Origin of the sequence: Thalassotalea euphylliae, from assembly GCF_003390335.1 — a bacterium.
GTDB classification, from domain to species: Bacteria; Pseudomonadota; Gammaproteobacteria; order Enterobacterales; family Alteromonadaceae; genus Thalassotalea_F; species Thalassotalea_F euphylliae_B.
The window spans coordinates 3498064-3522609 of the sequence record NZ_QUOU01000001.1 but is presented as its reverse complement, the minus strand read 5'-3'; the positions used below and the strand labels follow the sequence as shown (position 1 = coordinate 3522609).

The following is a 24546-nucleotide window of genomic DNA, read 5'->3' as shown; positions in this document are numbered from 1 at the left end:
GAGAAACGCGGCGTATTAAACAGCAAAATCTTTGTAAGATTTTCACGAGTAATGGCTCTAAAACCTTGGCGTAGCGGCAAAAAGTGAAAAAATGCTTTAACTGTTTTTCAATTCACGACACAATGGTTTGGTATGAACATTTACTATAAAAAAACCAACCGATTGTTCAACTTTTTCCGACTTCTGTTCGCAGTCGTTGTTTTAGTTATTTCTGGCTGTAAACAGGAAGCTGACCGACCGAATATTTCTCGCGTGCTTGAGCGTGGTTATGTCGCTGTTGGCACACTTTACGGGCCAAATTCTTATTATCTTGGGCCAGAAGGCCCAGCTGGCTTTGAATACGAATTAGCCAAAAAATATGCGGAATCTTTGGGCGTAGAATTACGCATTATGCCCAGTTATAGCCTAGATGAGCTGTTTCCGCGTCTAGATTCAGGTGAGGTCGACTTTCTCGCCGCTGGTTTAGCGGTTACGCCGAATCGCTTAAATGCTTACGAATTTGCTCCTAGTTATGACTCTGTCAGCCAAAAGCTCGTGTTTCGCCAAGGTAATAAACGGCCCAGAGCGTTAAAAGATTTAACGGGTAAGTTATTGGTGACGGCCAACTCGAGCCATGTGGAAAACTTAATGGCATTACAGCAAGCGCACGAGTCACTGTCTTGGCAAGAAACCAATGAGTTTGACACCGAAGAGCTATTGCTGAAAGTGCTTAACGGCGACATTGATTACACTGTCGTCGATAGCCATGTACTGGCGATTAACCGCCGATATTATCCTGACATCAGCATTGGCTTTACGGTGAAAAAAGCTGAGCCACTGGCATGGCTGGTCAGCAAAGGCAGTGACGATTCCATTATTGCCAGTTTGATTGAGTTTTTTGGGCAAGTGCATCACGATGGCACCTTACTGGCCTTGGATGACAAGTATTACGGTCATATTGAGCAGTTTAATTATGTCGATACTCAAGCATTCTTGGCGGCCATCGAAAATACGTTACCGACGTATCAGCCGCTATTTGAAAAATACGGCCAAGATATTGATTGGAAGCTACTGGCTGCAATTAGCTATCAAGAATCTCACTGGAACCCAAAAGCACGCTCGCCAACTGGGGTTAGGGGCATGATGATGCTCACCTTGCCAACAGCGAAGCAAATGGGCGTGACCAGTCGCTTAGATCCCGAGCAAAGCATTGCTGGTGGGGCAAAGTACTTTAAGCGTTTAATTGACCGTATTCCTGATCGCATCCCGTTTCCCGATCGCATGTGGTTTGCACTCGCCTCGTATAATGTTGGCTTTGGTCATGTTAATGACGCCCGCATTATTACCCAGCGCCAAGGGGGCGATGCCGACCGTTGGGTTGATGTGAAGTCGCGCCTACCTTTGCTCAAGCAAAAGAAATACTACAAAACGGTGAAGTATGGCTACGCCCGAGGTGACGAGCCAGTAAAGTATGTGGAGAACATTCGCCGCTATTACCACACCCTGTCTTACTTTGACGAAAAGGTGCTCAACAATACCACTAATTCGCGCGAAGCCTTTACCATGCAAAAGAGCAAGCAAAAGCCTCCTAACAAAGTGAATGACCTAGCTGCTGAGTAACGCTTGTTCGCCTTTGCCAAGGCAACATGACGTTTCTTCTATAACCTAGCTTACATAGCCTAAGCCACATAACCTAGCTCAAAGTAAAACCCTTGCTATAAGCTTGTTAACTTATGGTAACAATAAAAAATACATGGATTGTTGACTGTACAGTCAAGATTTGTCATAAATTAGTCATATAGGCAGGTTATTATGCCTATACGTAGCCGTTATGGTGATACAGCACGTATTAAACATTAACGATCACAATGCAGATGTTGACAAAAAAGGAGGTTGTTATGCCACTCAACAAACGTCGAATGCAACTTAGTGTCCAGCGCAAACGCATGCTCAGAGATACACAACGTAAAATCAGTAGCCGCCGCAGTGCCTACTACAAACAAAGCCTGATGGAATAGCCCTCAGGCTTTTTTGTTTGTGCTACTTTGCACTTAATCGAACTGCCATAGATTACCTTAGCTTTCTCTTCTCTTACCTTTTTTCTCTTACCTTTTTATTATCGGCTATGGAAGCACTTGTTTTAGTGCGCGTGCTCAGCTTTAATGTTCATGCTCAATACTGTTTTCATGCATTTCGTCGTGGCTAAAATCGTGGCTAACACTGTGGCTATGGCTACGACGCTCTAATTCAACTGAGCGGCTAAAAGATGAGTTTACTTCACCGGTATAGCAGTTGATCACCCAGGGGAAACTATCGGTAATAAAGTAGCCGTATTGGCCGTCAACCACCATGCCATTGCATTGATCTAAATCTCCTGCGCCTTGTACATATTCCCAGTCACCACGAAATTGGCCATCGTAGTTATTGCTGGCAATATCGCCAACACCTGCCTGTGGGGTTTGAAAGCCATCAACGGCTTGCCTTGGGCCGCCATTATCTTTGAGTTGATAACTGGAAAGTGCTTTGCGAGTTTCGCCAGTTGTTGAGTCAATAAAACAGCTACCAAAAATCGGGTAGCCATCTGCCGCAAAGCCGATCACTGGCGAGGCGATACCTGCTGTGCAGGTTTGGCTAAACATCGCAACAGGATTGGCGTGATAGTGATATTTACCATTGGGTTGTGTGTGAGCGTTGTGAATATCGGTGCCAAAGGTGTTCAGTGGCGACATCGGATCGTAGCGCCACGGGTTGTCGTTTTGATTGGCGCCACAGCCTATTTTCTCGCGGCCTAACGGCTCGTCGCCGACGCCATAACAGGCAGCCGCTAATATATCGAGCGTGACACCGTTAAGCATAATGGCTTCGGTAGTCCCGATGACCAAATTGGCAGGCGTCGCGCTCGGCTCTGGTTTGATTGGAATGCGATAGCTCGACAGCACTGCTTGGACATCATTGGCAAAACGAGCGCTTTGGTCGTTAAAGTCGTGATTGGGAATTTGGTTTACTTGAATTAAACACTCGCTGCTATCGGCGCTAATACTGACGCTGCCGTTAAAGGCTAAGCCGCGTTTGATATCGTCAACACTCGACTGATATGTACCTAAGTATTCAGCGCAACTGCCGGATTGTTCGACGAAAATTTTATCTGTGATATCAAGGTTATTGCTTTGGGCGGTAATGGTGATGCTAACGGGAGAAGAAGTGCTTTCGCCATCACTCACAGTTAACTGTAACGCGTAGTCGCCACTGGCGTCAGGGGTAAACTCAAATGAAGCTGCCACGGATTGTGCTTGGCTTAGGGCAACTTGGCTACCTTTCGGCTTATTTGTAAATGCCCATTGATAAGCGAGGCTATCCCCATCGGGGTCGCGACTATTTTCTCCCGAAATCAACACTGCTTCACTAACATTGGCGCTTTGGTTGGTGCCTGCATCAGCGATTGGCGTTTGATTTTCTGCACTCAACGGGCTGACGGCAACAGTGACACTGGCTGTGTGCTCAAGTTCGCTGTCACTTACCGTAAGGCTGATCACATAGTCACCGGCAATGTCTGGTGTAAAGCTAGTATTGACGTTTTCAGGGTTGGTGAGGGAAACGGTACTGCCATCTGGCGCATTGCTCATCGTCCACAAATAGCTCAGGCTATCGCCGTCACTATCGGCGCTTTGCGCACCGCTTAATGAAACGGTATTACCTAGTATGATCGACTGGTTTTCACCAGCATTTGCCACCGGAGCGTTGTTTGGTGCGGGTGTTGGAGTTGATGGCGGTGTGCTATCGGCAGGCGGTGTCGTTGTATTTTGTGTATCGTTACTGCCTCCGCTAGATGAGCCACCGCAAGCGGTTACTAAGCACAAACTGGTCAGTACAGGAGTTATTACGGGAAGAATGACGGGAGACAACTTCATAGCGAACCTCTTTATACGCAAATACACGTCGAGGCCTCACTATATAAAATGGCGAAATTTAGTACAACGCGCCCAACGTAAATATTCTGTAAAGGTAAGCTTTGGGGGGATGAGGTTGTCAGGTTTACTTTTTAATCGCTTCGTTCGCTAACAGAGCCGCTCTCTAGCAGAGTCATACACTACAAAGAAGTCATTAAAGAAAGTGAGTTGAACACATAGTGCTTTTGTAGCGCGCTGATCGCCCTAATTTAGCACTCATATAACAATTATGTAGCTTAGGGGATTAGGCGCCATTAATTGCGCCTAGTTGGAATATCAAGCATATCGATAATCGCTTGCGAAATTGCGTCGATTTGCGCAATATCTTCGGGGATAATCAGCACGGTATCGTCACCGGCAATGGTGCCCAGTATGCCAATCGACTCTTCTAGCGAGTCTAAAACACGCGCCATTAATGGCGCACCACCTGTACCTGTTTTCAATACGATTTGGTAGTTATTGTGCTTTAAGTCGAGCGCGATAGTTTCAATCGGGTGCTTGGTTTTCGGGATGATTAGCGCGTCAGGCAAGTTATAACAAATTTCGTTTTGGCTATTACGGGTTTTAACCGCGCCCAGTTTTGCCAACATACGCGAGACTTTTGACTGGGATACGTGCTCAAAGCCTTGTTGTGCTAGCGCGAATGCCAACTCTTCTTGCGAGCGATAGCTGCCTTGCTTAATCAGTGATTTAAACACTTGCAGCAACTGCTGTTCTTCTTTCTGTTTGCCTTGAACTTGTTTGGTTGTTGTTGGTTTACTTTGTGTCATATTGTGATAACTATATGATAAATAATTGTAAATTTATGAGAATTGACTAGTGCAGTTAATTGACTCTATTGCCAGTTGCTGCGCCGCTCGCTACTTTTCTTGTTGCTGTGCTTGCGCCAGTTGCTGCTTCTTTAACTGCTTGGCCGCTTTAATTTCGGCGCGGCGTCGTTTAAAAAAGTGCGACAGCATAGCGCTACATTCCGCTTGCATCAAGCCAGAATTAACATCAATGAGGTGATTTAGCTTAGGCTCATGTGTTAAGTTAAATACCGTTCCCGCCGCGCCTGTTTTTTCATCTGGCGCTGCAAATACCACACGCTTGACTCGGCTGTGTACTAATAGGCCAGCACACATGGGGCAAGGCTCTAACGTAACGTATAAGGTGCAGTCAATCAGGCGGTAATTCCCCAGCGTTTTACCTGCCGCGCGCACTGCCATCATTTCCGCATGCGCTGAAGGATCATTGTCAATGATGGAGCGGTTGTAACCTTCGCCGACAATCTCTCCTTGATAAACAACGACGGCGCCAACGGGAATCTCATTGTGTTGCTCAGCGATTTGCGCCAGTTCCATGGCCCTTGTCATAAACTTGTGATCTTGGGCTGTAAATACTGCTTTGTCTGAGCTATTGGACTCGTGAGTTAATGCCGCAATTTCTTTCATTATAAAAACAGCTCAAGCAAATCGTTCAAATAGCGATGGCCGAGTATTGATACTTGCCATTCTTGGCCCTTGTTGACCAGCAAGCCTTTTGATTGAGCAAGTGCTAGTGGCGCTGCAATGGCACTTGTGGGCAAACCTGTGGTTGCTGAAAAACGTGCAATATCAAAAGCTTCTCTAAGCCTTAATTGGTTCATCATAAATTCAAACGGCAGCTCCTCTGCACCTACTGTGTTGAGGTGATCAAGGGCAGGGCGATCTGCTTCAAGGTAGCCTTTGGGGTGTTTGACTTTTACGGTGCGATAAATCTCGCCGCTGGCAAGGTCAGTAATTTTGCCATGTGCACCGCAGCCAATGCCAAGGTAATCGCCAAAACGCCAGTAATTGATATTGTGTTGACTGCGCTTACCCGCTTGGCTGTATGCCGAAATTTCATACTGCTGAAAGCCCGCGTTGGCGAGTACTTGCACTCCTTGCTCTTGGATATCCCACAAGGTTTCATCTGCGGGCAGTTTTGGCGGTTTTGAGCCAAACGCGGTGTTAGGCTCAATGGTCAGTTGATACCAAGACAAATGATCAGGCTCAAGTGCGACAGCTTGCGCTAAATCATCCATCGCAGCATCGAGCGACTGCCCCGGCAAACCATGCATCAGGTCTAAATTAAAGCTTTTGACCCCGCAGCTCTTGGCAAACTGTGCCGCACGGATTGCTTGCTGGTTATCGTGAATGCGGCCTAATTTGATCAGCTTATCTGATTCAAAGCTTTGTATGCCAATAGATAGGCGCGACACGCCAGCTTGGGCAAAGCCTTTGAATTTATCAGCTTCAACCGTACCTGGGTTGGCTTCCAGTGTCACTTCGATATCACTGTCGTGATCAAAGCGTGCAAAAACACCCGCAAGAATTTCACCAATGGCCTTAGCTGAAAACAGGCTTGGTGTACCACCACCAATAAAGATGCTGTGCAGTTTGCGATCGTTAAGTTTGAAACGCGCAATATCATCGTCTAAATCTTTGAGCAGTGCTGCTGTGTATGCTTGCTCTGGCAGTGCTGATTTGATGCCATGTGAATTAAAGTCACAATAAGGACACTTTTGCACGCACCACGGAATGTGGATGTATAGCGATAACGGCTGTTGAACCAATAAACTCATCGATTAGGTAACTTTTTGCTGGCTACATTTAAAAATGCTTAACTAACTGGGCAAGCGCTTGACCGCGATGGCTCAGCTGATTTTTATCGCTGCGGTCAAGCTCAGCAGAGCTACATTGGTACTGCTCTACCCAAAACAGCGGGTCGTAGCCAAAGCCTTGTTCGCCGCGCTTTTCGGTTAAAATTGAACCTTCCCACACACCGTGGCAAATCACTGGCGTTGGGTCGTCGGCATGGCGCATATACACTAACACGCAGTGGAATCTGGCTGTGCGCTCTTGTTCTGGTACATCGGCAAGGGCAGCAAGTAGTTTATCGTTATTTGTCGCGTTGCTAACTTGGTCGGCGATGTCACTGGAATAACGAGCAGAATACACGCCCGGAGCGCCGCCAAGCGCGTCAACCGCCAGACCTGAGTCGTCGGCAATCGCCGGTAAGCCGGTAATTTTAGCTGCATGGCGCGCCTTGATAATGGCATTCTCAACAAAGGTGGTGCCGGTTTCGGCAACATCCGGCACATCGAATTGGCTTTGTGGCAATACTTCGATGTTATGCGCTGCCAATAAGTTGGCAAGTTCATTAACTTTACCTTGGTTGCCTGTGGCTAAAACAATTTTGGTCATAAGGCTTAGGTTATCCAGACGGGGTGAATTGAAATTGCGCGCATTATAGCGTTAAACAAGACGCTAGGGTAGGAGTGGGCTATTCAATACGGCTAATGAATGTAGCTAATAATAGAGGCGTATCACAAGCTACACAGAAAAGTGATTTTTGTTGAACAAATTGTATATGTTTTCAGCGATGTTTAGTTGTTAGATTAAGCTGCTAGCGTGTGCTTCGCTCGTTTGTTTTTTACGGTTTTTTAGGCTTTTTTAGAGAGGTTCGCCATCGAAGTCGTAGCGGCTTGGTTTTACTCTCCTTGGATTTGCTAATCTAGGGTTTACTGGAATATATGGATGTCACTTAAAGATAGTTTGCTCGCTTTTGTTATCGTCGCCATCTGGGGTTTTAATTTTATCGTTATCGCATGGGGATTAGCGCATATGCCGCCACTGATGATGGGCGCGGGGCGCTTTTTGTTTGTCGGTGTGATTGGTTGCTTATTGGTGAAACGCCCGAATATTAAGCTGCGCTGGTTAGCACTATATGCATTAACTTTGTGCTTTGGGCAGTTTGCTTTACTCTTTTGCGCGATTGCCTTTGGTATGCCAGCAGGGCTTGCTTCGCTGGTGTTGCAATCACAAGCGCTTTTCACCATTGTGTTGTCGGCATTACTGCTAAGCGAAGCGATAAAGCCTGCGCAACTACTCGCCATGCTGGTGGCCGGGGCTGGCCTGACAATTATTGGTTTGAGCGAGCAAGCTACGCAGATGACAGCTATTGGCTTTGCACTCACTATTGCCTCCGCAGCACTTTGGGGCAGTGGTAATGTGATTAATCGCAAGATCAATCAAGCGGGCTACTTGGCTAACGCTCATTCATCGAGCGGAAGTCGCGCACCGAGTCTAAGAAATAATCCTGGGCTTGGTTTAGTGGTGTGGTCTTCTTGGTTTGCATTGATCCCTTTTGCCGTCGCAAGTTTGCTATTTGAAGGTAGCGAGGCAATTGTGGCGAGCTTAGCGCAATTTAATCTCACCGGGTTTGGTGTACTGCTGTATTTGTCAGTTTGTGCGTCCATGCTCGGTTATAGCTTGTGGAGCTACTTGCTCACCCGTTATCCAGCAGGCCAAGTGGCGCCGCTAACTCTTGCTGTACCCGTTGTCGGTTTGCTCTGCGCTATGGTGTTTTTAAATGAACAAGTGACGAGCGGGCAATGGCTAGGGATTGTGGTTGTGATGTTTGGATTAGTGATTAATATGAAAGGCGAGCGGCTGGCGCAATTATTCAAACTCAAGGTGAGTCGCAACGCGAAAGGCTAGCAGGAAAATAAAAAATAAGTGGCATAGGTAAAGGAGCATACAAACGGTGAAAGGTAAATTACAGGTCGCCATCAGCAGCGCTGTAATCTTGGTATTAATGTCGTGCACAACGGGTCAGCTTTATTATCAGGATGCACAGGGAAGGAAAAAGCTTGCCTGTGATGTTGAATTTGTCGGGCTGCCTAGTGTTGATAAATATGCGGTTGAATACGCATTGAGTCTGTGTGCGAAGAGTGTGGTTAATAAAGGCGGGGTAATTGAAGAAACTTACCTGCTCGATATTGATACCCGTATTCCCGATGCGCCATGTGGGCAACAATGGTCACATGAGGTCGCCAAGTCTCACTATAAACAAGGCATACTTGCCAAGAAAGAGTATGGTTATATCGTTGCTCATATCGATATGGGATTGGCTAAAGTCAATCAGTGTACGGGATAACTTTTGAGGTAGGAAAAGCAGGGTGAGCTAACCTAACACCCCAACTTTGTTAGGCTAGCATGAATGAGAGCCAATACAGGTTTACAACGTATGCTCAGAAATCACTTTGGAAATCGCCAAAATCGACGTTTGACCATTAAATTCGAACTTCACTTTACCCAAGGCTGAAAAGTAAATTTCTAGCTCAGAATCTAAGTCAAACGTACCTGAGGTTTCCACTGAGTAGGCGACAATATTTTTGTAAGGTAGTGAGGTAAAGTCTTTCTTGCTGCCAGTAATGCCTTGCACGTTAACGGCGATAATACGTTTGCTGGTAAACACTACCCCGTCACGCATTGATTTATAGGCATCGATAATTTCTTCGCCATCAATCAACAACTCAGTGACCATCTCACCATACTCTTCATTTTGTTTAAGCTTAAACACTTCTTTATTATTAAAATCAATCATTGTTATTCCTTGTGGTTTAGCGAAGCAAATTTGTCAGTGATTATGTTCTGGTTATAAATGTAGCAGCATAATAAAGCTGGGCTCAACAGCTTTATTTTAATAACAAAAAGCCGCCTTTAGTTTCCCAAAAGCGGCTTAATCAGTTACTACAGCAGTATGGGCTGCTTTGGATTAATCAACATAAAACGTTTGATCAAAGACTAACTGGTGCGTTTCATTGCCATCGGTAATGTTAATTTCAAATTTAACTTTCTCTTTATCGCGAAAGTTAAGTTGTGCGAGGTAGTAAATGGCTTGCCCTTCACGCACTTCGGCAAACTCCAGACGTTTGTATTGGCCTGTTAAGTTGAGTGCGGTACCAGAGATGCCAACAGCTTTGGCGGGTTTATTGGCCTTAGTGTTATCCATCACCGAGATATTAATCAGCGCATTGTATTTACTGCGCTCAATACCGTAACTTTTAGCCACTTGTGGCGTTAAAAATGTCGCGCCGATGGCCATGTAGTGAACGTCTAAAGAGCCCAAGGTTTTCATATTCTCCGCGCTGGCAGACAAGCTGGCAAGTGCTAGCGCAATGAGAGTCAATGTACTGCTCAGCCAAGTGCGAATTGATTTCATCGTAAACTCCATCCGAAATACGTTATTAACCATTATAGCTAATACCGCGAAAGTGGGACTTAAACGCCACCCCAGTATGGGACTGCGCCAGTCAGTAAAATATTGACTACGTTCAACGCTAAAAACGCGACTAAAATCGATAAGTCTAAACCACCAATCACAGGTACAACTCGGCGGATTGGGCGCAAGAAGGGTTCGGTAAGCTGCTGGAATATCACCATAGTAGGGTTATAACCTTGTACCACCCAGCTCATAATTGCCATCACTAGCATAATGATAAATAACAAGAAGCCCACTTGCTTGATCAGCGCGAGCGTTCCCAAGTACATGGCAAATAAGAAATCAATTTGACCTGTGCTCAAACCTTGGAAAACCACCCATTCTAAAATGGCGAAAAACAGTGCCACGACTATGGTTGCCACATCGAAACCGCCAATGCCGGGAATGAGGCGACGAAATGGCACAACCAGTGGGTTGGTCACTTTAACCACAAATTGACTGAGTGGGTTGTAAAAATCGGCTTGAACCATTTGTAGCCATACGCGAAGAATGAGTAAGGTCACAACGGCGTCGAAGAAAAATCGCAATAAATAAACGACTGCTTCCATTAAAAACTCCTAGTTGAGAAAACAGCTCAATCATAGGTGACAGCGCCTTGATGATCGAGCCTAAACCAATAAAAACTGTTAAATTATTTTGCTGCCATTGCTTTAGCACGGGCAATGGCTGCTTGCATGGCGTCACTCACCAGCTGTGCCAAGCCGCCCTCGGTAAAAGTGTTTAGGGCGGCTTGTGTGGTACCGCCCTTGGAGGTGACGTTTTCACGCAACTGGCCGATAGCAATATCGTTCTCCACGACCATTTGAGCCGCGCCCAGTGCCGTTTGCTGGACAAGTGTTCGAGCGTCATCAGCACTGAAACCTAGTCGTTCCGCTTCACTTGCCATGGCTTCCATAAATAAGAAAAAGTAGGCTGGGCCGGAGCCAGAAACGGCGATAATGTGATCGATTTCTGATTCTTGTGCTAGCCATTTTACAATGCCTGTGGCTTTCATGAGGCGATCGGCGGCGATCCGTTGTTCGTCATTCACTTGTGCTGAGGCAAAAGCCCCTGTAACGCCTAACCCCAGTTGAGAAGGGGTATTGGGCATAGCGCGAATAACGGCTTTGTCTTCGCCCAGTGCTGCCTGAATTTGTGCCATGGTGGTGCCTGCTGCCACCGAAATAAAGCACTTGTGGTCAATATCAATGGTCTGGGCTAATTCGCGGCAAACCGTTTCAATTAAGTGTGGTTTAACCCCAAGTACAATAGTATCGGCATGCTCCGCAGCTTGGCTATTACTTGGCGTTTGATGAATGCCGTAGTCATTGGCGAGCGCTTCGCGTTTGGGGGCTGAAGGGTTGGAAACCGTGATACTACTTGGCTCGACACCATTGTTGATCAAGCCAGCGATAATCGCGCGGTTCATGTTGCCTGCGCCGATAAATGCGATTTTGTTCATATGCTTCTCTGTGATTATTGTGCTCTGTGATTATTGTTCTCTGTGACTGTTGCGCTAGTCTCGGCTGCCAAAAATAGCGGTGCCAATACGCACCATAGTTGAACCCGCGGCGATAGCAGCGTCCATATCATTAGTCATGCCCATTGATAAGGTATCTATGGTTGGGTAGCTCTTTTTCAAATCGGTAAACAGTTGGTGCATGTGGTTGAACACAGAGATCGGCGCTTGTTTTTGTGGGATTGCCATCAAGCCACGCAAGGTTAAGTGTTGGCAATTATTCACATAGGCGGCAAGGGCATTTAGCTCGTCGAGCGTTGCGCCTGATTTCGCTTGTTCACCGCTAATATTCACTTGTAAACAGATGTTCAGGGGAGTATCTTGGGCAGACCTTTGATCATTAAGGCGCGTGGCAATTTTGATACGGTCAACACTGTGTACCCAAGCAAAATTTTCGGCAATGAGCCGAGTTTTGTTGGACTGAATTGGCCCGATAAAATGCCAGCAAATATCTGACAGATGCGACAATTGAGACACTTTATCGACAGCTTCCTGCACATAGTTCTCACCGAAGTGGCGCTGACCCGCTTGGTACGCTTGCATCACCATCTCTGCCGACTTAGTCTTACTGACCGCTAATAATTGCACCGCGTTTGGTGCGCGTTCAGTATTTTGGCAGGCGATGGCTATTTGTTGTTGGATTTGCGTTAAATTATCTTTAATGTTCATGGTGATTAATGAAAATTTACCCGAAATAAGAGGTTCTTATGGATATTACCGAATTATTGGCCTTTAGTGTTGAGCATAATGCATCTGACTTGCATTTATCGACAGGTACGCCACCGTCTATTCGCGTTGATGGCGATGTTCGTAAGTTGAATATTCCTGCCTTTGACGCCAAAGATGTAAACGCCTTGGTCTATGACATTATGAGCGACCGACAGCGTAAAGAATATGAAGAGCATATGGAAGTGGATTTTTCCTTTGAGGTGCCAAATTTAGCACGCTTTAGGGTAAATGCCTTCAACCAAGCGCGTGGGCCGGCGGCCGTGTTCCGTACTATCCCAAGCAAAGTACTGACCCTAGACGACTTGGGTTGCCCCGATATTTTCCGTGACATTGCCGATACTCCGCGCGGCTTAGTGCTGGTGACAGGCCCAACGGGTTCGGGTAAGTCAACCACGCTAGCGGCGATGATTGATTACATCAACTCCAATAAGTTCCACCATATTCTGACCATTGAAGACCCGATTGAATTTGTTCACGACAATAAAATGTGCCTGATCAACCAACGGGAAGTGCACCGCGATACCTTGAGTTTTGATAACGCATTACGCTCGGCGCTGCGTGAAGACCCTGACGTTATTCTCGTCGGTGAGATGCGTGACTTGGAAACGATTCGCCTAGCGATGACAGCAGCAGAAACGGGCCACTTAGTGTTTGGCACGCTACATACCACCTCAGCCCCTAAAACCATTGACCGTATTATTGATGTCTTCCCAGCGGAAGAAAAATCTATGGTGCGCTCGATGTTGTCTGAATCACTACGCGCCGTTATTTCGCAAACCCTGGTTAAGAAAGTGGGGGGGGGCCGAATTGCGGCTCATGAAATTATGATTGGCGTACCAGCTATTCGTAACCTCATTCGCGAAGATAAAGTGGCACAAATGTACTCTGCCATTCAAACGGGGATGTCGCATGGCATGCAGACCATGGATCAATGCTTGTTGAACCTCGTCAATCGCGGGTTGATCACGCGCCAAGATGCAGCGTCAAAAGCGGCAGACAAAAACCAGTTCCAAGGCTTCTAGGCTGTTTGACCAGTTAAGGAGTAAGTTAAGGAGTAAATGATGGACTTTCATCAACTACTAAGAACCATGGTAGAAAACCAAGCCTCTGATATGTTTGTCACGGCTAAGTTACCAGTCAGTGCGAAAATTAATGGCGAGCTGCGCCCGATTGACGAGCAAATGCTATCCCCTGAGCAAGCGCTTGGCTTAGTGCACGATGCCATGAACGATAAGCAGAAAGCGCAGTTTGACGAGGAAAAAGAGTGTAACTTCGCGATTTCTATCGACGAAATTGGCCGTTTCCGTGTCTCGGCCTTTTGGCAACGAGATATGGCGGGTATGGTCATTCGTCGCATTGTGACCGACATTCCAGATGCTGATGAGTTGGGATTACCGCCGATTTTGAAAGATGTGGTGATGTCAAAACGCGGTTTAGTGCTATTTGTCGGTGGTACGGGCACCGGTAAATCCACGTCGATGGCGGCCTTAATTGGCTATCGCAATAAAAACGCCCGCGGGCATATTCTGACGATTGAAGATCCGGTGGAATTTGTTCACGAGCACGGCAAGAGCATGATCACTCAGCGCGAGGTAGGGCTAGATACAGAAAGCTTTGATGCCGCGCTGAAAAGCTCTTTGCGTCAGGCGCCTGATGTTATCTTAATTGGTGAGATCCGCTCACAAGAGATTATGGAGCACGCGCTCGCATTTGCCGAAACAGGTCACTTGTGTATTGCTACCCTGCATGCCAACAACGCCAACCAAGCGATTGACCGTATCATGCACTTAGTGCCTGCTGATCAGCACAAGAAACTGCAATTCGACTTAGCCCTAAACCTGCGCGGTATTGTTGCGCAACAGCTTATTCCCACCAAAGACGGTCATGGCCGAGTGGCGGCGATAGAGATTCTGCTTAACTCGCCGTTTATCTCTGAGCTGATCAAAAAAGGGGAAGTGGGCAGCATCAAGGAAGTGATGGAGAAGTCCAATGAACTGGGTATGCAAACCTTTGACCAAGCCTTGTTTGAACTATATCAGCAAGGACTCATCAACTACGCAGATGCGCTCCACCACGCCGACTCGCCAAATGATCTACGCTTGATGATCAAACTGCGCTCGAACGACCAAGGCGGAACAGGTGGCTTACAAGGGGTCACTTTAGCGGGCATGGACGAAGAAAAAGAGAAAAACGATCTTAGGTTTTAAGACTGGGCTTTAATGCTTTGACAGCCTAATTCTTTTAGAAAAGAAAACAAAAATAAAATAGCGAGTTAGCATCGGCTTACTCGCTATTTTTTTGTCTGCTCAATACTGCGTTAATGGCAATCGTGGCTATTTAATTCACTTGAGCCCAATCTTGGAAATCAGCTGATTCGAGCAACGTGATTGTCCCACTGAATATGTAAGTTTTGGCTCCAAGTATCGCGTTTCACCCTGGCCTGTTTTTGCGCTATCCCGGGCTGACTGCCGACGATGCGGCCAAGACCATTGGTTAAAACAAACTCGTTTTGATGGTAGCTTACGCCTGCACCATCGCGATACTTGTGTTTGGCCAGTAAGGTCAAGTCCGATAATTGCCAATAAGAGGTAATATCACCTCGTGGTGAGCTAATCGCGGCAATCGTACCTTCGTCGTTAATGCAAACGCTGGCCGTGTAATGGTTGAATTGTCGCCAAATATCCTCATTTGCCTGCATTGGCGTCAGCTGATTCTCACCTTGGTGGGACAAAATGAGTGGCTCGATCAACCCTTGCTTGTTTTGCTGTTGAATGCCCATGATCACTTGTCCAGTGCTCGCCACCGCTAAATGGCGGATACTCGATTGAAAGTGGTTAGGCTGATAGCTGGCGATAATTTTACCTGTCGCAATATCCATATAACTCAAGTTCGGTGCCATGGTCGCGAGATTAAGCTTTTTTCGTGGTTGCTTGGGGTGCGTGTAAATACCACCATTGGCGATCACTAGGGTTTTGCCATCCGGCATTAGCTCACATTGGTGTGGGCCAACACCACCTGAGTCGTATTCTGCAATGACTTGATAGTTACGGCTATCGCGAACGACAATTTTGCCATGCACTGGCTTAGCAGGAAGTTGCTCTGTATAGGCGTGTTCAGTGGTAAATAAATACCTGCCGTCGGCACTGAAACAGCCATGACCAAACGAGTGATGGTGAGTTTCTGTGGTAAATTGTTGGCTAATCTCGCCGGTTAACGCATCAATTTCGACCAACCAGTTACCAGGACGACGCGCAAAGGCGAGCACTTTGTTCGCTTTGTTCGGGACATCAATCACTTGGTGGCCCCGGCCCGGCAATTGGGCTCGACTGATAATTTCACCAGCTTGATTAAATACGCCAATAAAATAAGGATCATCAGCAATACTGGTGTCTTTTAATGCGCTGACAAAAAGCCCCGTATTAGTGTTAACGTCAGAGGAGAGCAACTGACCAAGGCTAGCTTTACCTGCGCCCGAGCTATCACAGCCAAACAGTAGGCTGCTGGTGGCACCAGCAACCAAGAGTTGGCAGAAATTTCGACGCGGTAAGCGACTCAATTGCTTCATGTTAATCGCCGTCGTTGCTATTAAAACCTGGGTTGATATCAAGCGCTTGCACTAGCTCGGTATCGATAAGGTCTTGAGTTACGTCCATCGCATCAGCAAGCGCGTTGATTCTTGCTTGTCCCTCTACTGAACCCGCTTCGGTTTGAAAACTATCGTCGAGCGCAGCTGCGGCAGCGATACTTGCGGTATAGCTTTCAATGAGCTGCGTTGCGATAGCATCTTGTTCATGGGCGCGAATTAACACATCATCTAAGCCAAAATCATCATCGGCAGTCACTGCTTTGGCAAAACTGTCGATGTTGGCGCGAACATTAAACGTAGTTAGGTCACTTACCGCATTTTCCGCGCGAGCGGTATTGGTAAGTCCCTCCGTCAATTTGTCGTCTTTGACTATTTCTGAATAGGCGAGCAGATCACTGACGATTTCTTCGATAGCATCTTTGCGGCTGCTATAGTTACCTGTACCATTGATAAGCTCCTGTTGAATGCCATCACTTGCTTGCCATGCCGTGGTGAAGCTAACACTCAAGTTGTGTACGTTGGTGGCAATCGCGGAGAGCACTTCACATTCTTTGGCCTCAAAAACCGGATCGACAGGTGTTGCTTGAGTGCGATACAAGATATATTCCATCGCTGATAATCCTTGGCTACCGGCTAAACCGGCGGCAACCGTTTCCGCGGTCACTGTTTCTGGATTAGCTTCTAGCGCCGAGACGCCATGTGTAATCGTGTTGTTTGCATCGGGCCATGCTTGAATCTTAAAGCGGTTATTGCTATCACCGGCTGGGCCTTGCTTTAACCAAATAATTGCTTGCCAAGCTTGGCTGGCCGCGCGCCAACTCGTCTTAATATTAGTAAAGTCATTGGCCTCATTACTTGCCCCTGCGTTTTGGCATTCTGCTGCCGTTGTTGCCATTAACGCTTGGGCTTGAGTTTGAAAATTCTGATAGCCAGTAACGATCACACGTGAGGTCAGTGCCGTTAAATATTGCTCAAACGCTTGGTCTTGTGTCAGTGGCTCTGGCGTAGGGTTAGGCGCTGGCGCAGGAGGTGGCGTTGGTGTTGGCGCGGGATCTGGCTCACTACTTTCGCCACCACCGCCACAGCTGGCAATGCTCAGTGTTAATGCCACAAGGGCGCTGTTGGTCACTAGTTTAAGTGGTTTGTTGGTTTTCATGTTCACCTCTATATCGCCCGCAAAAATTTTATCAAAGCTTTACGTTCTGTTGCTGTTAGTTGCTTAAATACTTGTTGGCTGGCCTGTGCTTCACCACCATGCCATAAAATCGCTTCGCTGATACTTCTCGCCCGTCCGTCGTGCAAGAAGAGTTGCTGTCCTTGCACCTGCTGTTGCAGGCCAATCCCCCACAGCGGCGGTGTGCGCCATTCTTTGCCATTGGCATCGTTCTCGAAAACGCCATCGGCCAGACCTTCGCCCATATCGTGCAGCGCTAAATCTGTGTATGGCCAAATTTTGATGCTCGCGAGGTCTTGATGTGGGTAAGTTGCTGACGTTGTGTAGCTGGGGGTGTGACAAGCTTGGCAGTTGAGCTGATAAAAAAGCTCACGCCCTTGTTGGGTTTCGGTATCCTCTAAATTACGTGCCGGAGGCACACCAATATGACGGCTAAATATCATCACGTCTTGCACTAACCGTTCGGCAATTTCATGCTCACCTTTCGGGTTGGTGATCTTCGATGCTTGTTGACACCCGGGCTGGCTGTCGGTGCACACTTCATTGGGAAACAATGGGTTTACAATGCCAATGTCGTTGTTAAATGCATCGGTGACCTGCTGAAGCAAGTTAGGGTGCTTAGCTTTAAACCCATAACGGCCAATGGCTTTTTCACCCGTTACCACGTCAAGCCCCCGATTGTATTTGGCACTGATGTGGTCGCCATTAGCATCAGCCAGATCTTCTTGCGCAATTAAGTCTTTATCGCTGATCGCATCGAGTAGCCCCATACCAAAAATATTGGGACCAAATCGTGGCGATAGACCAATACCTGAGGCCAGTTCACCGTAGCCAAGTTCTGCTAGCTTGATGATAGGTTTACGCAACTGATACGACTCACCGTCAGCGTACTGGCCGTCGGTATATTCAAATGCGAGGTCAATTTTGGCTTCTGGCAAGAGCGGGTCGGTAAGGTATTTCTTCGCCGCAGCTATGGTGCGCACTTGTATTTGGCCACCGTATACCGGATCAACTTTGGGCGCGTTAGGGTGGGTAGGGCCCAGCCTGATAAGCAAGCCTGACTGCTCACCGATACCTTCATCAAAGAACTTACCACGACTGCCTTTACCGTGACACGATAGACAAGAGTGGGTGTTAAACAAAGGCCCGAGACCATCTCTAACACTTGTTGAGGCTGGCGCTTCAACCCAAGGCATTTCGAAAAAGGTAAAACCCGCCCAAAAATCGACGCGATCTAAGCCTGTTAAGTGGGCACCCGGTTTGATAAAGGTGCGATAGTTGAAGTTTTTTATTGTCGCTTTGCCACCGGGCGAATGTTCACTAGCATCGAATGCTGGGGCGACAGTTTTAGGTTGTTGCTCACATCCTGCAAGTAAATTGATTGCGGTGAGGCCAATAACTAGGCCAATAGACGACGAGATAACCGTTGGCAGCCGCAATCTTGTTATCTCTTTTGTTGTCTCGAGTAGGTTATTGATATTCACTTACGCTGTTGCACCTCTAAAGTGAATTGAGAAACGCGAGTAACTGATCGCGTTCCGCTTTGCTAAGCGCTTTAAAGGCTTGTTGCGCACTTTTAGCCTCGCCGCCATGCCATAAAATGGCTTCTTCTATGGTGCGTGCTCTGCCATCGTGTAAGAAGGTGGCCTCGCTGTTAACGGTTTTGACCAAACCCAAGCCCCACAGTGGTGGTGTACGCCACTCCGTACCTGTTGCTTGTCCTTCCGGTCTATCGTCAGCTAACCCTTCGCAGCGTTGGACATAAAAACAGGCGTCACCTGCTTGACAGCTCGTGCCGTCGTTTAATTCACGGGTCACTTGGCAGCTACCGCCCATGTCGTGAAGCAATAGGTCGGTGTAGGGATAAATGGTTTGGTTTGATAAGACTTCGATGGGCTCAGCATTGGGGCTTAAACCAGATAAGCTCAACTCGCCTAAAACGCTACCTGCGGCTTCGCCCGTGACATGACGCGGGGTGTGACAATCAACACAGCCAGTGTTAAAAAATAATTCTCGGCCACTGCTAACATCTGTCTGCCAAGTACCATTACTTGAATCAAAACCTCGACGTTGAGGGACCGCTAGGGTACGCACATAAAACTCAACTTCTGCTAGCCTAACATCGTCGAGGTCGAGTTCGTCGCCGCTTGTCGTTTCTTGCTCTGCCGCAAGGTTACAGGCCAACTGTTGGTCAGTGCACGGCTCTGCTGTTGCAAACTTGTTGGTAATGCCCATGTCACCGCGATAGGCACCTGCCGACTGCTGCAAGACATTAGTCGTTGTTAGTTTATAACCAAATCGTGCCAATTCTTGCTGCTGGTTAACGCTATTAGTCACCATAACCGCACGACCGGATATGCCATCGCCATTGGCATCGTTTTCATCGGCGAGTTGTTGGATATTCGCCGCTGGTATTTCGGCGAGTAGGCCAGAGCCGAAAACACTAGGGCTGACGCGAGGCGAAAATCTAACGCTGTCGTTAAAGTCGCCGTAGGACAGATCTTTAATAAAATAAGTAGGCTGGCGTAAGCTGTACTCAGTGCCATCGTCGTATTGCCCGGTAATTTCTTGATAGCGAATAAAGGCATAGGCTTCACCCAATAGACGGTCACCATTAATTGAACCGCCAGCAACAGGTAAGCCTGAATCTCGGTCACTCGTGGTAAATGATTGCACGGCAAAGGTTTGCAGTTGATTGCCATAAATTGGGTCTGGGCTGCCATCGGATTGACTGATGCGCATAAACATACTCAGCATTGGCTCGTCTTCAGCGCGTGGCACTAAACCTCGACCGTCTTTTAAGTGACAGCCTTGGCAAGTGGCTGAATTGAGTAGTGGCCCCATGTTGTCGTGTTGACGGCGAAAAACAAAATTTCCGGCTTTAAAATTTGCATTCAAGGTGAAGTCATCTTGAACGGCATTGGGCATCTGGCCAAACGCTTCATCATTCACTATTACTGTTGTTGCCGCGCCTCCTGACAAGTGCTCACCCTCGACAATTTCGCTCGCTGACAGCGGTGATAAACCACTGTGATCAGTTGTTGGTTCAGGAGGCGGCTCTGGTGTCGGCGGTGGCTCCGGCGTAGTTGGTGGTGTTGGCTCTGGCGCGGAATCACCGCCACCTCCGCCACAGCTTACCGTGAGTGAGAGAAGAAATGTCGTAGCAAGTATTTTTAATTTGCTGTTAGATGAAGAAAACATAGCGAACCCCAAGCATGTGCGCTTATTTGTTTAAGACACTTATCAAATAAGTGGTTACAGTAATAAGTTATGGTGTGGCGGTTTAAATGCCTACTCGTTGCGAGCCATCATTGGCTGTTGATACCTTAAAAGAAAGTCATTTTCTTTATAATTTGTTGAACTGGTTTAATCAGGTTGAACACTGTTAAAACCTTGAAGATAAAATAGGGCAATTAAGCCCTATTTTATTTTTCAATCCTTGAAAAGGTGGCTCAACAGCCACCTTGGCAGCTGCTTATTGTGGGCAGTTACCAACACCAGTTTCAGTACCTTCACAGGTTTCGATGCTAGGTAAGTTAAGCTCACTAACCACGTCTTCAATAGACTCAGTCTGTTTTTCTAAGCTGGCGATAACCGCATTAACCATTGCATTACCTTGCGTGTTACCCGGTTGAATTAAGTTATCAAAAGGCATACCTGCAAGTGCTTGATCAGAAATCACAGAGGCTTTTACCATAGTATCTTCAAGGGCAGCACGAAGCGTGTTAGCAAGCTCCGGTTGCTCTTGTACCACTAGGTAATCTTGTAGTGAAGCACCACTAACAATTTCACCGTTAACGCGCGTGTAACTGCCGGTAAAGGTGTTTTGTACGCCCTTGGCATTTAGGAAAATGTCACGGTGTGTGTTGTCAGCAAAACAAGAGTGCTCGTCTTCTTGCGAGTTATCACGCAGTGCAATGCGCATACGCTCACCAGCAAGTTCGCCTAAGCTCAAGCTACCCATGCCGTCTAACATTAGGCGTAAAGAAGCATCGCCGCCGGCAACAAAGTTTGCGTAATGGTTACCACTAACGCCTGGCTGCCATGCGTTTACGATGCGCTCTAAGTCATCAATTAATAGCTCTGATGCCGCAAGTAAGTATTGACCACGGCGCACACAGCTACCGTATGCATCGCCAGCTACGTCTTGAGCAGAAGTATTGCGACCGGCAGTACAGATAGTACCGTTTTGGGCATCACCGTCTGCTGCACTTCTGAAGTAATCAGTCACTGGGCGTTGACCGCCGCTCATGTCGCGTGGACCATTACCGCTTAAATCTTCGTTTAAATCTTGGCCCCAAAGTAAGAACTCAATAGCGTGGTAACCCGTTGTTACATTCGCTTCGTCGCCTTGGTTTTCAAAGAAATCAGCGATAACTGCTTTGTTAATGGTTGGCGCAGCGGTGTCGTTGAAAATAATACCACCAGCGATAGTACCAGCATCAGCCGTTGCTGTACCGTCAACTTCTGTTGCAACGTAATCAATAATCGACTCGGCTAGTGGCCAAGCATTGATTTGACCTTCAGGGCCGTCACCGTCTTGACCAATAGTGCCGTCTTCTTTTAGTGCATCGATTGGGCCTTCGCGGAAGCGATAAACTTCGGTTTGACCATAAGGTTCACGAGCAGCCAACCATGCGTCACGCGCTGCTTGCAAATTGTCAGCCGTTGGGTTGCTAACGAATGTTTCTAATACTTGGTGCATTTCACGCGCAGCAATTAACGAGTCACTGTAGACTGCGTAGGCAATATTGGCGTTTGTTTTTACTACGTCGTCACGTGTCACTAGGTTGGTTACACCGTCAGTACCGTTAGTGCCGTCAGCACCGTTTTGGCCCGCAGGGCCAGCTACACCCGCAGGACCCGCTGGGCCTTGTGCACCATCATTGCCATCATCGCCATCACAGGCAGTTAAAGTAGTTGCAACTAGCAAGGCTGCAGCGATTTTACTTAGTGAGCTAACTTTCATTATATCCTCGTCTTAGTGTTGTGGCTCGACGCTGGTTTTTACACAGTAAAGTGTATCTTTTCGAAAAAATGCTGATACGAGCCATTTAGTAGTAGGTATTTCAATCGCGCAATAGAGTAAATAAATTGACCGATAAAAGCAATGTAATTGCAAATAATTATTATTTGCGACCTGTATTCTATTTGGTTTTGCGATAATAGCTATCTCGGAGGATAAGTCGAACGGTATATTTTATTAACTAAAAGGTTTTTGATTTACATCAATTTTTGGAAATTATGAGCAAGCGCAGTGAGTTAGCTATGTCATACACTTTGAGTTTAAGGGAAGGCTGTGTGGGCATAATTTTGGGTTAACTAATTGAGGTTAACTAATGTCGAGTGCTTTGTATTGTCCTGGCAAGAGTGAATCAGGTAGCTCAAAGCTGCCAATCCTGCTTCGGTGTAGTGCTAATACCGGATTGCGAAATCGGCCAAACATACGTTTAATTTGATGATACTTTCCTTCGGTTAACACAACATGGGCGCGGTAATCGTCGAGAATCGTTAGTCTGGCAGGCTGTGTGGTGATATCTTCACAACCAAAATACATCCCGTCAGCAAACGCCGTGATGTACTCTGGCGTGAGCTTATTGGCGAGGGTTACCTGATAGTGCTTTTCAACTTTGTGCTTTGGATCGGTTAACGCCTCAGACCAGCGACTATCATTTGTTAACAGCACTAAGCCTGAGGTATTGAGATCCAGTCGACCAACGATGTGTAGTTGCTTTTTGAAGGACTCGTCGATTAAATCAATCACCGTTTTGTGCTGCTTATCAGTTGTGGCGCAGACGACCCCCACAGGTTTATGTAACATCAAGTAGTGAGCCGTTTCTCGCTGAATAACTTTGCCATCAAGTGCAATAACCGAAAATTTATTGATCTGCTGATCAACATGTGTGACGACAATATCATCAACAACAACCCGTTGCTGCGCAATAATCACGCGTACTTGCTTACGTGCAATATTGAGGTGTTGGGCGATAAATTTATCAATGCGGCTGGTGCTTAGGGACATTTACTTCTTGCTGATTTCATATTTTTAAGTGGTGTAGCTTAGACCAAGTTCAGCCAAACCAACCAAAGTGGCAAAGTCATAACGGATGCTACTGTGCTCACAACGACACTACTGGCAACCGCTTTACGGTGCACTTGATGCTGCTGTGCGATCAGGTAAGCATTAACGCCAGTTGGGCAAGCACTGAGTATCACTAGCACTTGTACGATCAAGGTATCTAGTGCTAAAGCGTGCTTTGCTGTCAGGTAAACCAGCAGCGGCAAGAGCATAAGTTTTATCGTGCTAGCCAGCGCAATAAAACGGCGTTCACCGCGGATATCGTATTTGGCAATAGACGAGCCAAGGGCGATTAAGGCAAGCGTAATAGCGGGTTGCCCCAGCATGTCTAATGGGCGAGCCACTAATGCTGGAATTTGGATACCTGCGGCATTCACCAGTAGGCCTGAGAGAATACCAAAGACCAATGGATTGGTGATGGTTTGCTTGATAAAAGCGAGCCAGTTGATGCCCCGTTTACTGTTTTTTGCTTGTGTGCTATTGGCTTGGCTAGCGGCAATGGCACTCGTTAGCGCGAATAACATAGCGCTGTGGAAGGTCACAATCAGAAAAATAGTGGGGAGGGCTTGGTCGCCAATCACCAATAAAAGTAGGGGGAGGCCAACAATCACATTGTTGGAGTAACTGCTACCGAGCGCAAATACCGCAGAGCCTCTTCTGTGCTTTTTATACTCGGGATGAAGCCAATGGTTTAGGATGAAACCGAGGGCAAAACAGGTCAGTACTGGCAGGTAAAAAGCGGCAATCGGCAGCGGGTTTAGTACACTGGCTAAGTCTGCGGTAGCCATGCGATAAAACAAAAATGCCGGGATAAAAATTACAAAGGTGACTTTGCTTAATCCGCTAAGTTGAGCGTCATTAAGCCATTGGCGTTTAGCGATAAGGTAGCCAATCAGCGCCAGTGCTAAGAGCGGGCTAATGATCGTGAAAATATTACTCAAGCGCTGTGCTTCCGAGTAGGTATTTCCAAACAGGTATGTCAAACGTATGTTGAGCGGTTATTTTAGTCATACATCTGCTCAAAGTAACTTTCGACAATCAGTTTTGCCGACTCTGCGTCAATATTGTCTTTTGCGAGATTGCGGTAACCACCGCGTGCAAATAGAGATTCCTTCGCTGCTGCTGTGGTTAAGCGTTCATCGTTGAATTCGACATTGATACCGTAGCGGCCAAACAAGCGATTGCCGAACTTTTTCGCATCACGCGTTAATTGTTGTTCGCTGCCATCCATATTGAGCGGTAGACCAACAATCAAATAATCTGGCTGCCATTGCTCAATATATTGGCTTAGTTCGTCCCACTGGGGAATACCGTCTTTGGCTTTTACCGAGCCTAAAGGGGAGGCTGTGCCGGTAATTTCTTGACCAATGGCAACCCCGATATATTTTTTACCAAAATCAAAGCCTAACGCTGTACGCTCGCCAATTGGACGTTTGCTTTTCGCCATTGATATAACTCTCTAGATACTTTTGTGAACGCGATAAA

General features: G+C 47.0%; 23 protein-coding genes. 5 read left to right on the top strand and 18 right to left on the bottom strand.

Annotation, left to right across the window (positions count from 1 at the left end; all coding sequences use genetic code 11):
* Nucleotides 1-132 precede the first annotated feature (132 nt).
* A complete protein-coding gene (mltF, locus tag DXX93_RS15440) occupies nt 133-1599 on the top strand; it encodes a membrane-bound lytic murein transglycosylase MltF (RefSeq protein ID WP_116008881.1) in 1467 nt (488 codons plus the stop codon).
* A 539-nt stretch (nt 1600-2138) separates the two neighbouring features.
* On the opposite strand, the gene DXX93_RS15435 is transcribed toward mltF, so the two are convergent.
* The 5 genes from DXX93_RS15435 to rdgB all read right to left on the bottom strand — a co-directional run bounded on the left by DXX93_RS15435 (nt 2139) and on the right by rdgB (nt 7132).
* Complete coding sequence (locus DXX93_RS15435; RefSeq protein WP_116008880.1) at nt 2139-3887, bottom strand: YHYH protein; 1749 nt, start codon at nt 3885-3887, stop codon at nt 2139-2141.
* Nucleotides 3888-4180: 293 nt separating this feature from the next.
* Entirely contained in the window at nt 4181-4696 is a 516-nt protein-coding gene (locus DXX93_RS15430) for an ArgR family transcriptional regulator (RefSeq protein ID WP_116008879.1), read from the bottom strand.
* Nucleotides 4697-4786: 90 nt separating this feature from the next.
* Nucleotides 4787-5359 carry a tRNA adenosine(34) deaminase TadA gene (gene tadA / locus DXX93_RS15425; protein ID WP_116008878.1) on the bottom strand — a complete coding sequence of 191 codons (573 nt, stop codon included), beginning with the start codon at nt 5357-5359 and terminating at the stop codon, nt 4787-4789.
* Entirely contained in the window at nt 5359-6510 is a 1152-nt protein-coding gene (hemW, locus tag DXX93_RS15420) for a radical SAM family heme chaperone HemW (protein ID WP_116008877.1), read from the bottom strand. The genes tadA and hemW overlap by 1 nt, the downstream gene beginning before the upstream one ends.
* A gap of 28 nt (nt 6511-6538) precedes the next feature.
* Entirely contained in the window at nt 6539-7132 is a 594-nt protein-coding gene (gene rdgB, locus DXX93_RS15415) for an RdgB/HAM1 family non-canonical purine NTP pyrophosphatase (protein WP_116008876.1), read from the bottom strand.
* A 333-nt stretch (nt 7133-7465) separates the two neighbouring features.
* Here rdgB and DXX93_RS15410 point away from each other — a divergent pair, with 333 nt between their 5' ends.
* Together DXX93_RS15410 and DXX93_RS15405 are read left to right on the top strand one after the other, a co-directional pair.
* Nucleotides 7466-8428, top strand: coding sequence for an EamA family transporter (locus DXX93_RS15410; protein WP_116008875.1), 963 nt, complete (start codon nt 7466-7468; stop codon nt 8426-8428).
* A 46-nt stretch (nt 8429-8474) separates the two neighbouring features.
* Complete coding sequence (locus tag DXX93_RS15405; protein WP_309545400.1) at nt 8475-8867, top strand: hypothetical protein; 393 nt, start codon at nt 8475-8477, stop codon at nt 8865-8867.
* 81 nt (nt 8868-8948) lie between these two features.
* Here DXX93_RS15405 and DXX93_RS15400 read toward each other — a convergent pair whose 3' ends face one another.
* The 5 genes from DXX93_RS15400 to DXX93_RS15380 all read right to left on the bottom strand — a co-directional run bounded on the left by DXX93_RS15400 (nt 8949) and on the right by DXX93_RS15380 (nt 12162).
* The gene (locus tag DXX93_RS15400; RefSeq protein ID WP_116008874.1) at nt 8949-9317 is read right to left on the bottom strand and encodes a PH domain-containing protein; all 369 of its coding nucleotides are present in this window, start codon (nt 9315-9317) and stop codon (nt 8949-8951) included.
* A gap of 171 nt (nt 9318-9488) precedes the next feature.
* Complete coding sequence (locus DXX93_RS15395; protein ID WP_116009996.1) at nt 9489-9935, bottom strand: DUF4426 domain-containing protein; 447 nt, start codon at nt 9933-9935, stop codon at nt 9489-9491.
* Nucleotides 9936-9994: 59 nt separating this feature from the next.
* Nucleotides 9995-10543: a YggT family protein gene (locus DXX93_RS15390; RefSeq protein WP_116008873.1), complete on the bottom strand. Its 549-nt coding sequence runs from the start codon at nt 10541-10543 to the stop codon at nt 9995-9997.
* A gap of 83 nt (nt 10544-10626) precedes the next feature.
* On the bottom strand, nt 10627-11436 hold the full coding sequence (gene proC, locus DXX93_RS15385) for a pyrroline-5-carboxylate reductase (protein ID WP_116008872.1): 810 nt from the start codon (nt 11434-11436) through the stop codon (nt 10627-10629).
* Nucleotides 11437-11490: 54 nt separating this feature from the next.
* Nucleotides 11491-12162: a YggS family pyridoxal phosphate-dependent enzyme gene (locus DXX93_RS15380; RefSeq protein WP_116008871.1), complete on the bottom strand. Its 672-nt coding sequence runs from the start codon at nt 12160-12162 to the stop codon at nt 11491-11493.
* Nucleotides 12163-12200: 38 nt separating this feature from the next.
* Here DXX93_RS15380 and DXX93_RS15375 point away from each other — a divergent pair, with 38 nt between their 5' ends.
* Nucleotides 12201-13244: a type IV pilus twitching motility protein PilT gene (locus tag DXX93_RS15375; protein WP_116008870.1), complete on the top strand. Its 1044-nt coding sequence runs from the start codon at nt 12201-12203 to the stop codon at nt 13242-13244.
* A gap of 39 nt (nt 13245-13283) precedes the next feature.
* Nucleotides 13284-14429: a PilT/PilU family type 4a pilus ATPase gene (locus DXX93_RS15370; protein WP_116008869.1), complete on the top strand. Its 1146-nt coding sequence runs from the start codon at nt 13284-13286 to the stop codon at nt 14427-14429.
* A gap of 158 nt (nt 14430-14587) precedes the next feature.
* On the opposite strand, the gene DXX93_RS15365 is transcribed toward DXX93_RS15370, so the two are convergent.
* The 8 genes from DXX93_RS15365 to ruvX all read right to left on the bottom strand — a co-directional run bounded on the left by DXX93_RS15365 (nt 14588) and on the right by ruvX (nt 24508).
* The gene (locus DXX93_RS15365) at nt 14588-15787 is read right to left on the bottom strand and encodes a DUF1513 domain-containing protein (protein WP_116008868.1); all 1200 of its coding nucleotides are present in this window, start codon (nt 15785-15787) and stop codon (nt 14588-14590) included.
* 1 nt (nt 15788) lies between these two features.
* On the bottom strand, nt 15789-16964 hold the full coding sequence (locus tag DXX93_RS15360) for an imelysin family protein (RefSeq protein WP_116008867.1): 1176 nt from the start codon (nt 16962-16964) through the stop codon (nt 15789-15791).
* A gap of 8 nt (nt 16965-16972) precedes the next feature.
* Nucleotides 16973-18466, bottom strand: coding sequence for a di-heme oxidoreductase family protein (locus tag DXX93_RS15355; protein WP_258872682.1), 1494 nt, complete (start codon nt 18464-18466; stop codon nt 16973-16975).
* 16 nt (nt 18467-18482) lie between these two features.
* Complete coding sequence (locus DXX93_RS15350) at nt 18483-20183, bottom strand: di-heme oxidoreductase family protein (protein ID WP_116008866.1); 1701 nt, start codon at nt 20181-20183, stop codon at nt 18483-18485.
* Between the two features lie 274 nt (nt 20184-20457).
* The gene (locus DXX93_RS15345) at nt 20458-21951 is read right to left on the bottom strand and encodes an imelysin family protein (protein ID WP_116008865.1); all 1494 of its coding nucleotides are present in this window, start codon (nt 21949-21951) and stop codon (nt 20458-20460) included.
* Between the two features lie 363 nt (nt 21952-22314).
* Nucleotides 22315-23004 carry a pseudouridine synthase gene (locus DXX93_RS15340; RefSeq protein WP_116008864.1) on the bottom strand — a complete coding sequence of 230 codons (690 nt, stop codon included), beginning with the start codon at nt 23002-23004 and terminating at the stop codon, nt 22315-22317.
* A 38-nt stretch (nt 23005-23042) separates the two neighbouring features.
* Complete coding sequence (locus DXX93_RS15335; protein ID WP_147302701.1) at nt 23043-24002, bottom strand: AEC family transporter; 960 nt, start codon at nt 24000-24002, stop codon at nt 23043-23045.
* 62 nt (nt 24003-24064) lie between these two features.
* Complete coding sequence (ruvX, locus tag DXX93_RS15330) at nt 24065-24508, bottom strand: Holliday junction resolvase RuvX (RefSeq protein WP_116008862.1); 444 nt, start codon at nt 24506-24508, stop codon at nt 24065-24067.
* Between the last annotated feature and the right edge of the window lie 38 nt (nt 24509-24546).

What these genes read in the sequence shown, in the direction of transcription:
- hemW (WP_116008877.1), bottom strand. Translation starts at nt 6,510, where the DNA reads ATGAGTTTATTGGTTCAACAGCCGTTATCGCTATACATCCACATTCCG.
- DXX93_RS15395 (WP_116009996.1), bottom strand. Translation starts at nt 9,935, where the DNA reads ATGAAATCAATTCGCACTTGGCTGAGCAGTACATTGACTCTCATTGCG.
- DXX93_RS15360 (WP_116008867.1), bottom strand. Translation starts at nt 16,964, where the DNA reads ATGAAAACCAACAAACCACTTAAACTAGTGACCAACAGCGCCCTTGTG.
- tadA (WP_116008878.1), bottom strand. Translation starts at nt 5,359, where the DNA reads ATGAAAGAAATTGCGGCATTAACTCACGAGTCCAATAGCTCAGACAAA.
- DXX93_RS15345 (WP_116008865.1), bottom strand. Translation starts at nt 21,951, where the DNA reads ATGAAAGTTAGCTCACTAAGTAAAATCGCTGCAGCCTTGCTAGTTGCA.
- DXX93_RS15340 (WP_116008864.1), bottom strand. Translation starts at nt 23,004, where the DNA reads ATGTCCCTAAGCACCAGCCGCATTGATAAATTTATCGCCCAACACCTC.
- mltF (WP_116008881.1), top strand. Translation starts at nt 133, where the DNA reads ATGAACATTTACTATAAAAAAACCAACCGATTGTTCAACTTTTTCCGA.
- DXX93_RS15410 (WP_116008875.1), top strand. Translation starts at nt 7,466, where the DNA reads ATGTCACTTAAAGATAGTTTGCTCGCTTTTGTTATCGTCGCCATCTGG.
- DXX93_RS15365 (WP_116008868.1), bottom strand. Translation starts at nt 15,787, where the DNA reads ATGAAGCAATTGAGTCGCTTACCGCGTCGAAATTTCTGCCAACTCTTG.
- DXX93_RS15380 (WP_116008871.1), bottom strand. Translation starts at nt 12,162, where the DNA reads ATGAACATTAAAGATAATTTAACGCAAATCCAACAACAAATAGCCATC.
- rdgB (WP_116008876.1), bottom strand. Translation starts at nt 7,132, where the DNA reads ATGACCAAAATTGTTTTAGCCACAGGCAACCAAGGTAAAGTTAATGAA.
- proC (WP_116008872.1), bottom strand. Translation starts at nt 11,436, where the DNA reads ATGAACAAAATCGCATTTATCGGCGCAGGCAACATGAACCGCGCGATT.
- DXX93_RS15370 (WP_116008869.1), top strand. Translation starts at nt 13,284, where the DNA reads ATGGACTTTCATCAACTACTAAGAACCATGGTAGAAAACCAAGCCTCT.
- DXX93_RS15430 (WP_116008879.1), bottom strand. Translation starts at nt 4,696, where the DNA reads ATGACACAAAGTAAACCAACAACAACCAAACAAGTTCAAGGCAAACAG.
- DXX93_RS15350 (WP_116008866.1), bottom strand. Translation starts at nt 20,183, where the DNA reads ATGTTTTCTTCATCTAACAGCAAATTAAAAATACTTGCTACGACATTT.
- DXX93_RS15400 (WP_116008874.1), bottom strand. Translation starts at nt 9,317, where the DNA reads ATGATTGATTTTAATAATAAAGAAGTGTTTAAGCTTAAACAAAATGAA.
- DXX93_RS15435 (WP_116008880.1), bottom strand. Translation starts at nt 3,887, where the DNA reads ATGAAGTTGTCTCCCGTCATTCTTCCCGTAATAACTCCTGTACTGACC.
- DXX93_RS15375 (WP_116008870.1), top strand. Translation starts at nt 12,201, where the DNA reads ATGGATATTACCGAATTATTGGCCTTTAGTGTTGAGCATAATGCATCT.
- ruvX (WP_116008862.1), bottom strand. Translation starts at nt 24,508, where the DNA reads ATGGCGAAAAGCAAACGTCCAATTGGCGAGCGTACAGCGTTAGGCTTT.
- DXX93_RS15390 (WP_116008873.1), bottom strand. Translation starts at nt 10,543, where the DNA reads ATGGAAGCAGTCGTTTATTTATTGCGATTTTTCTTCGACGCCGTTGTG.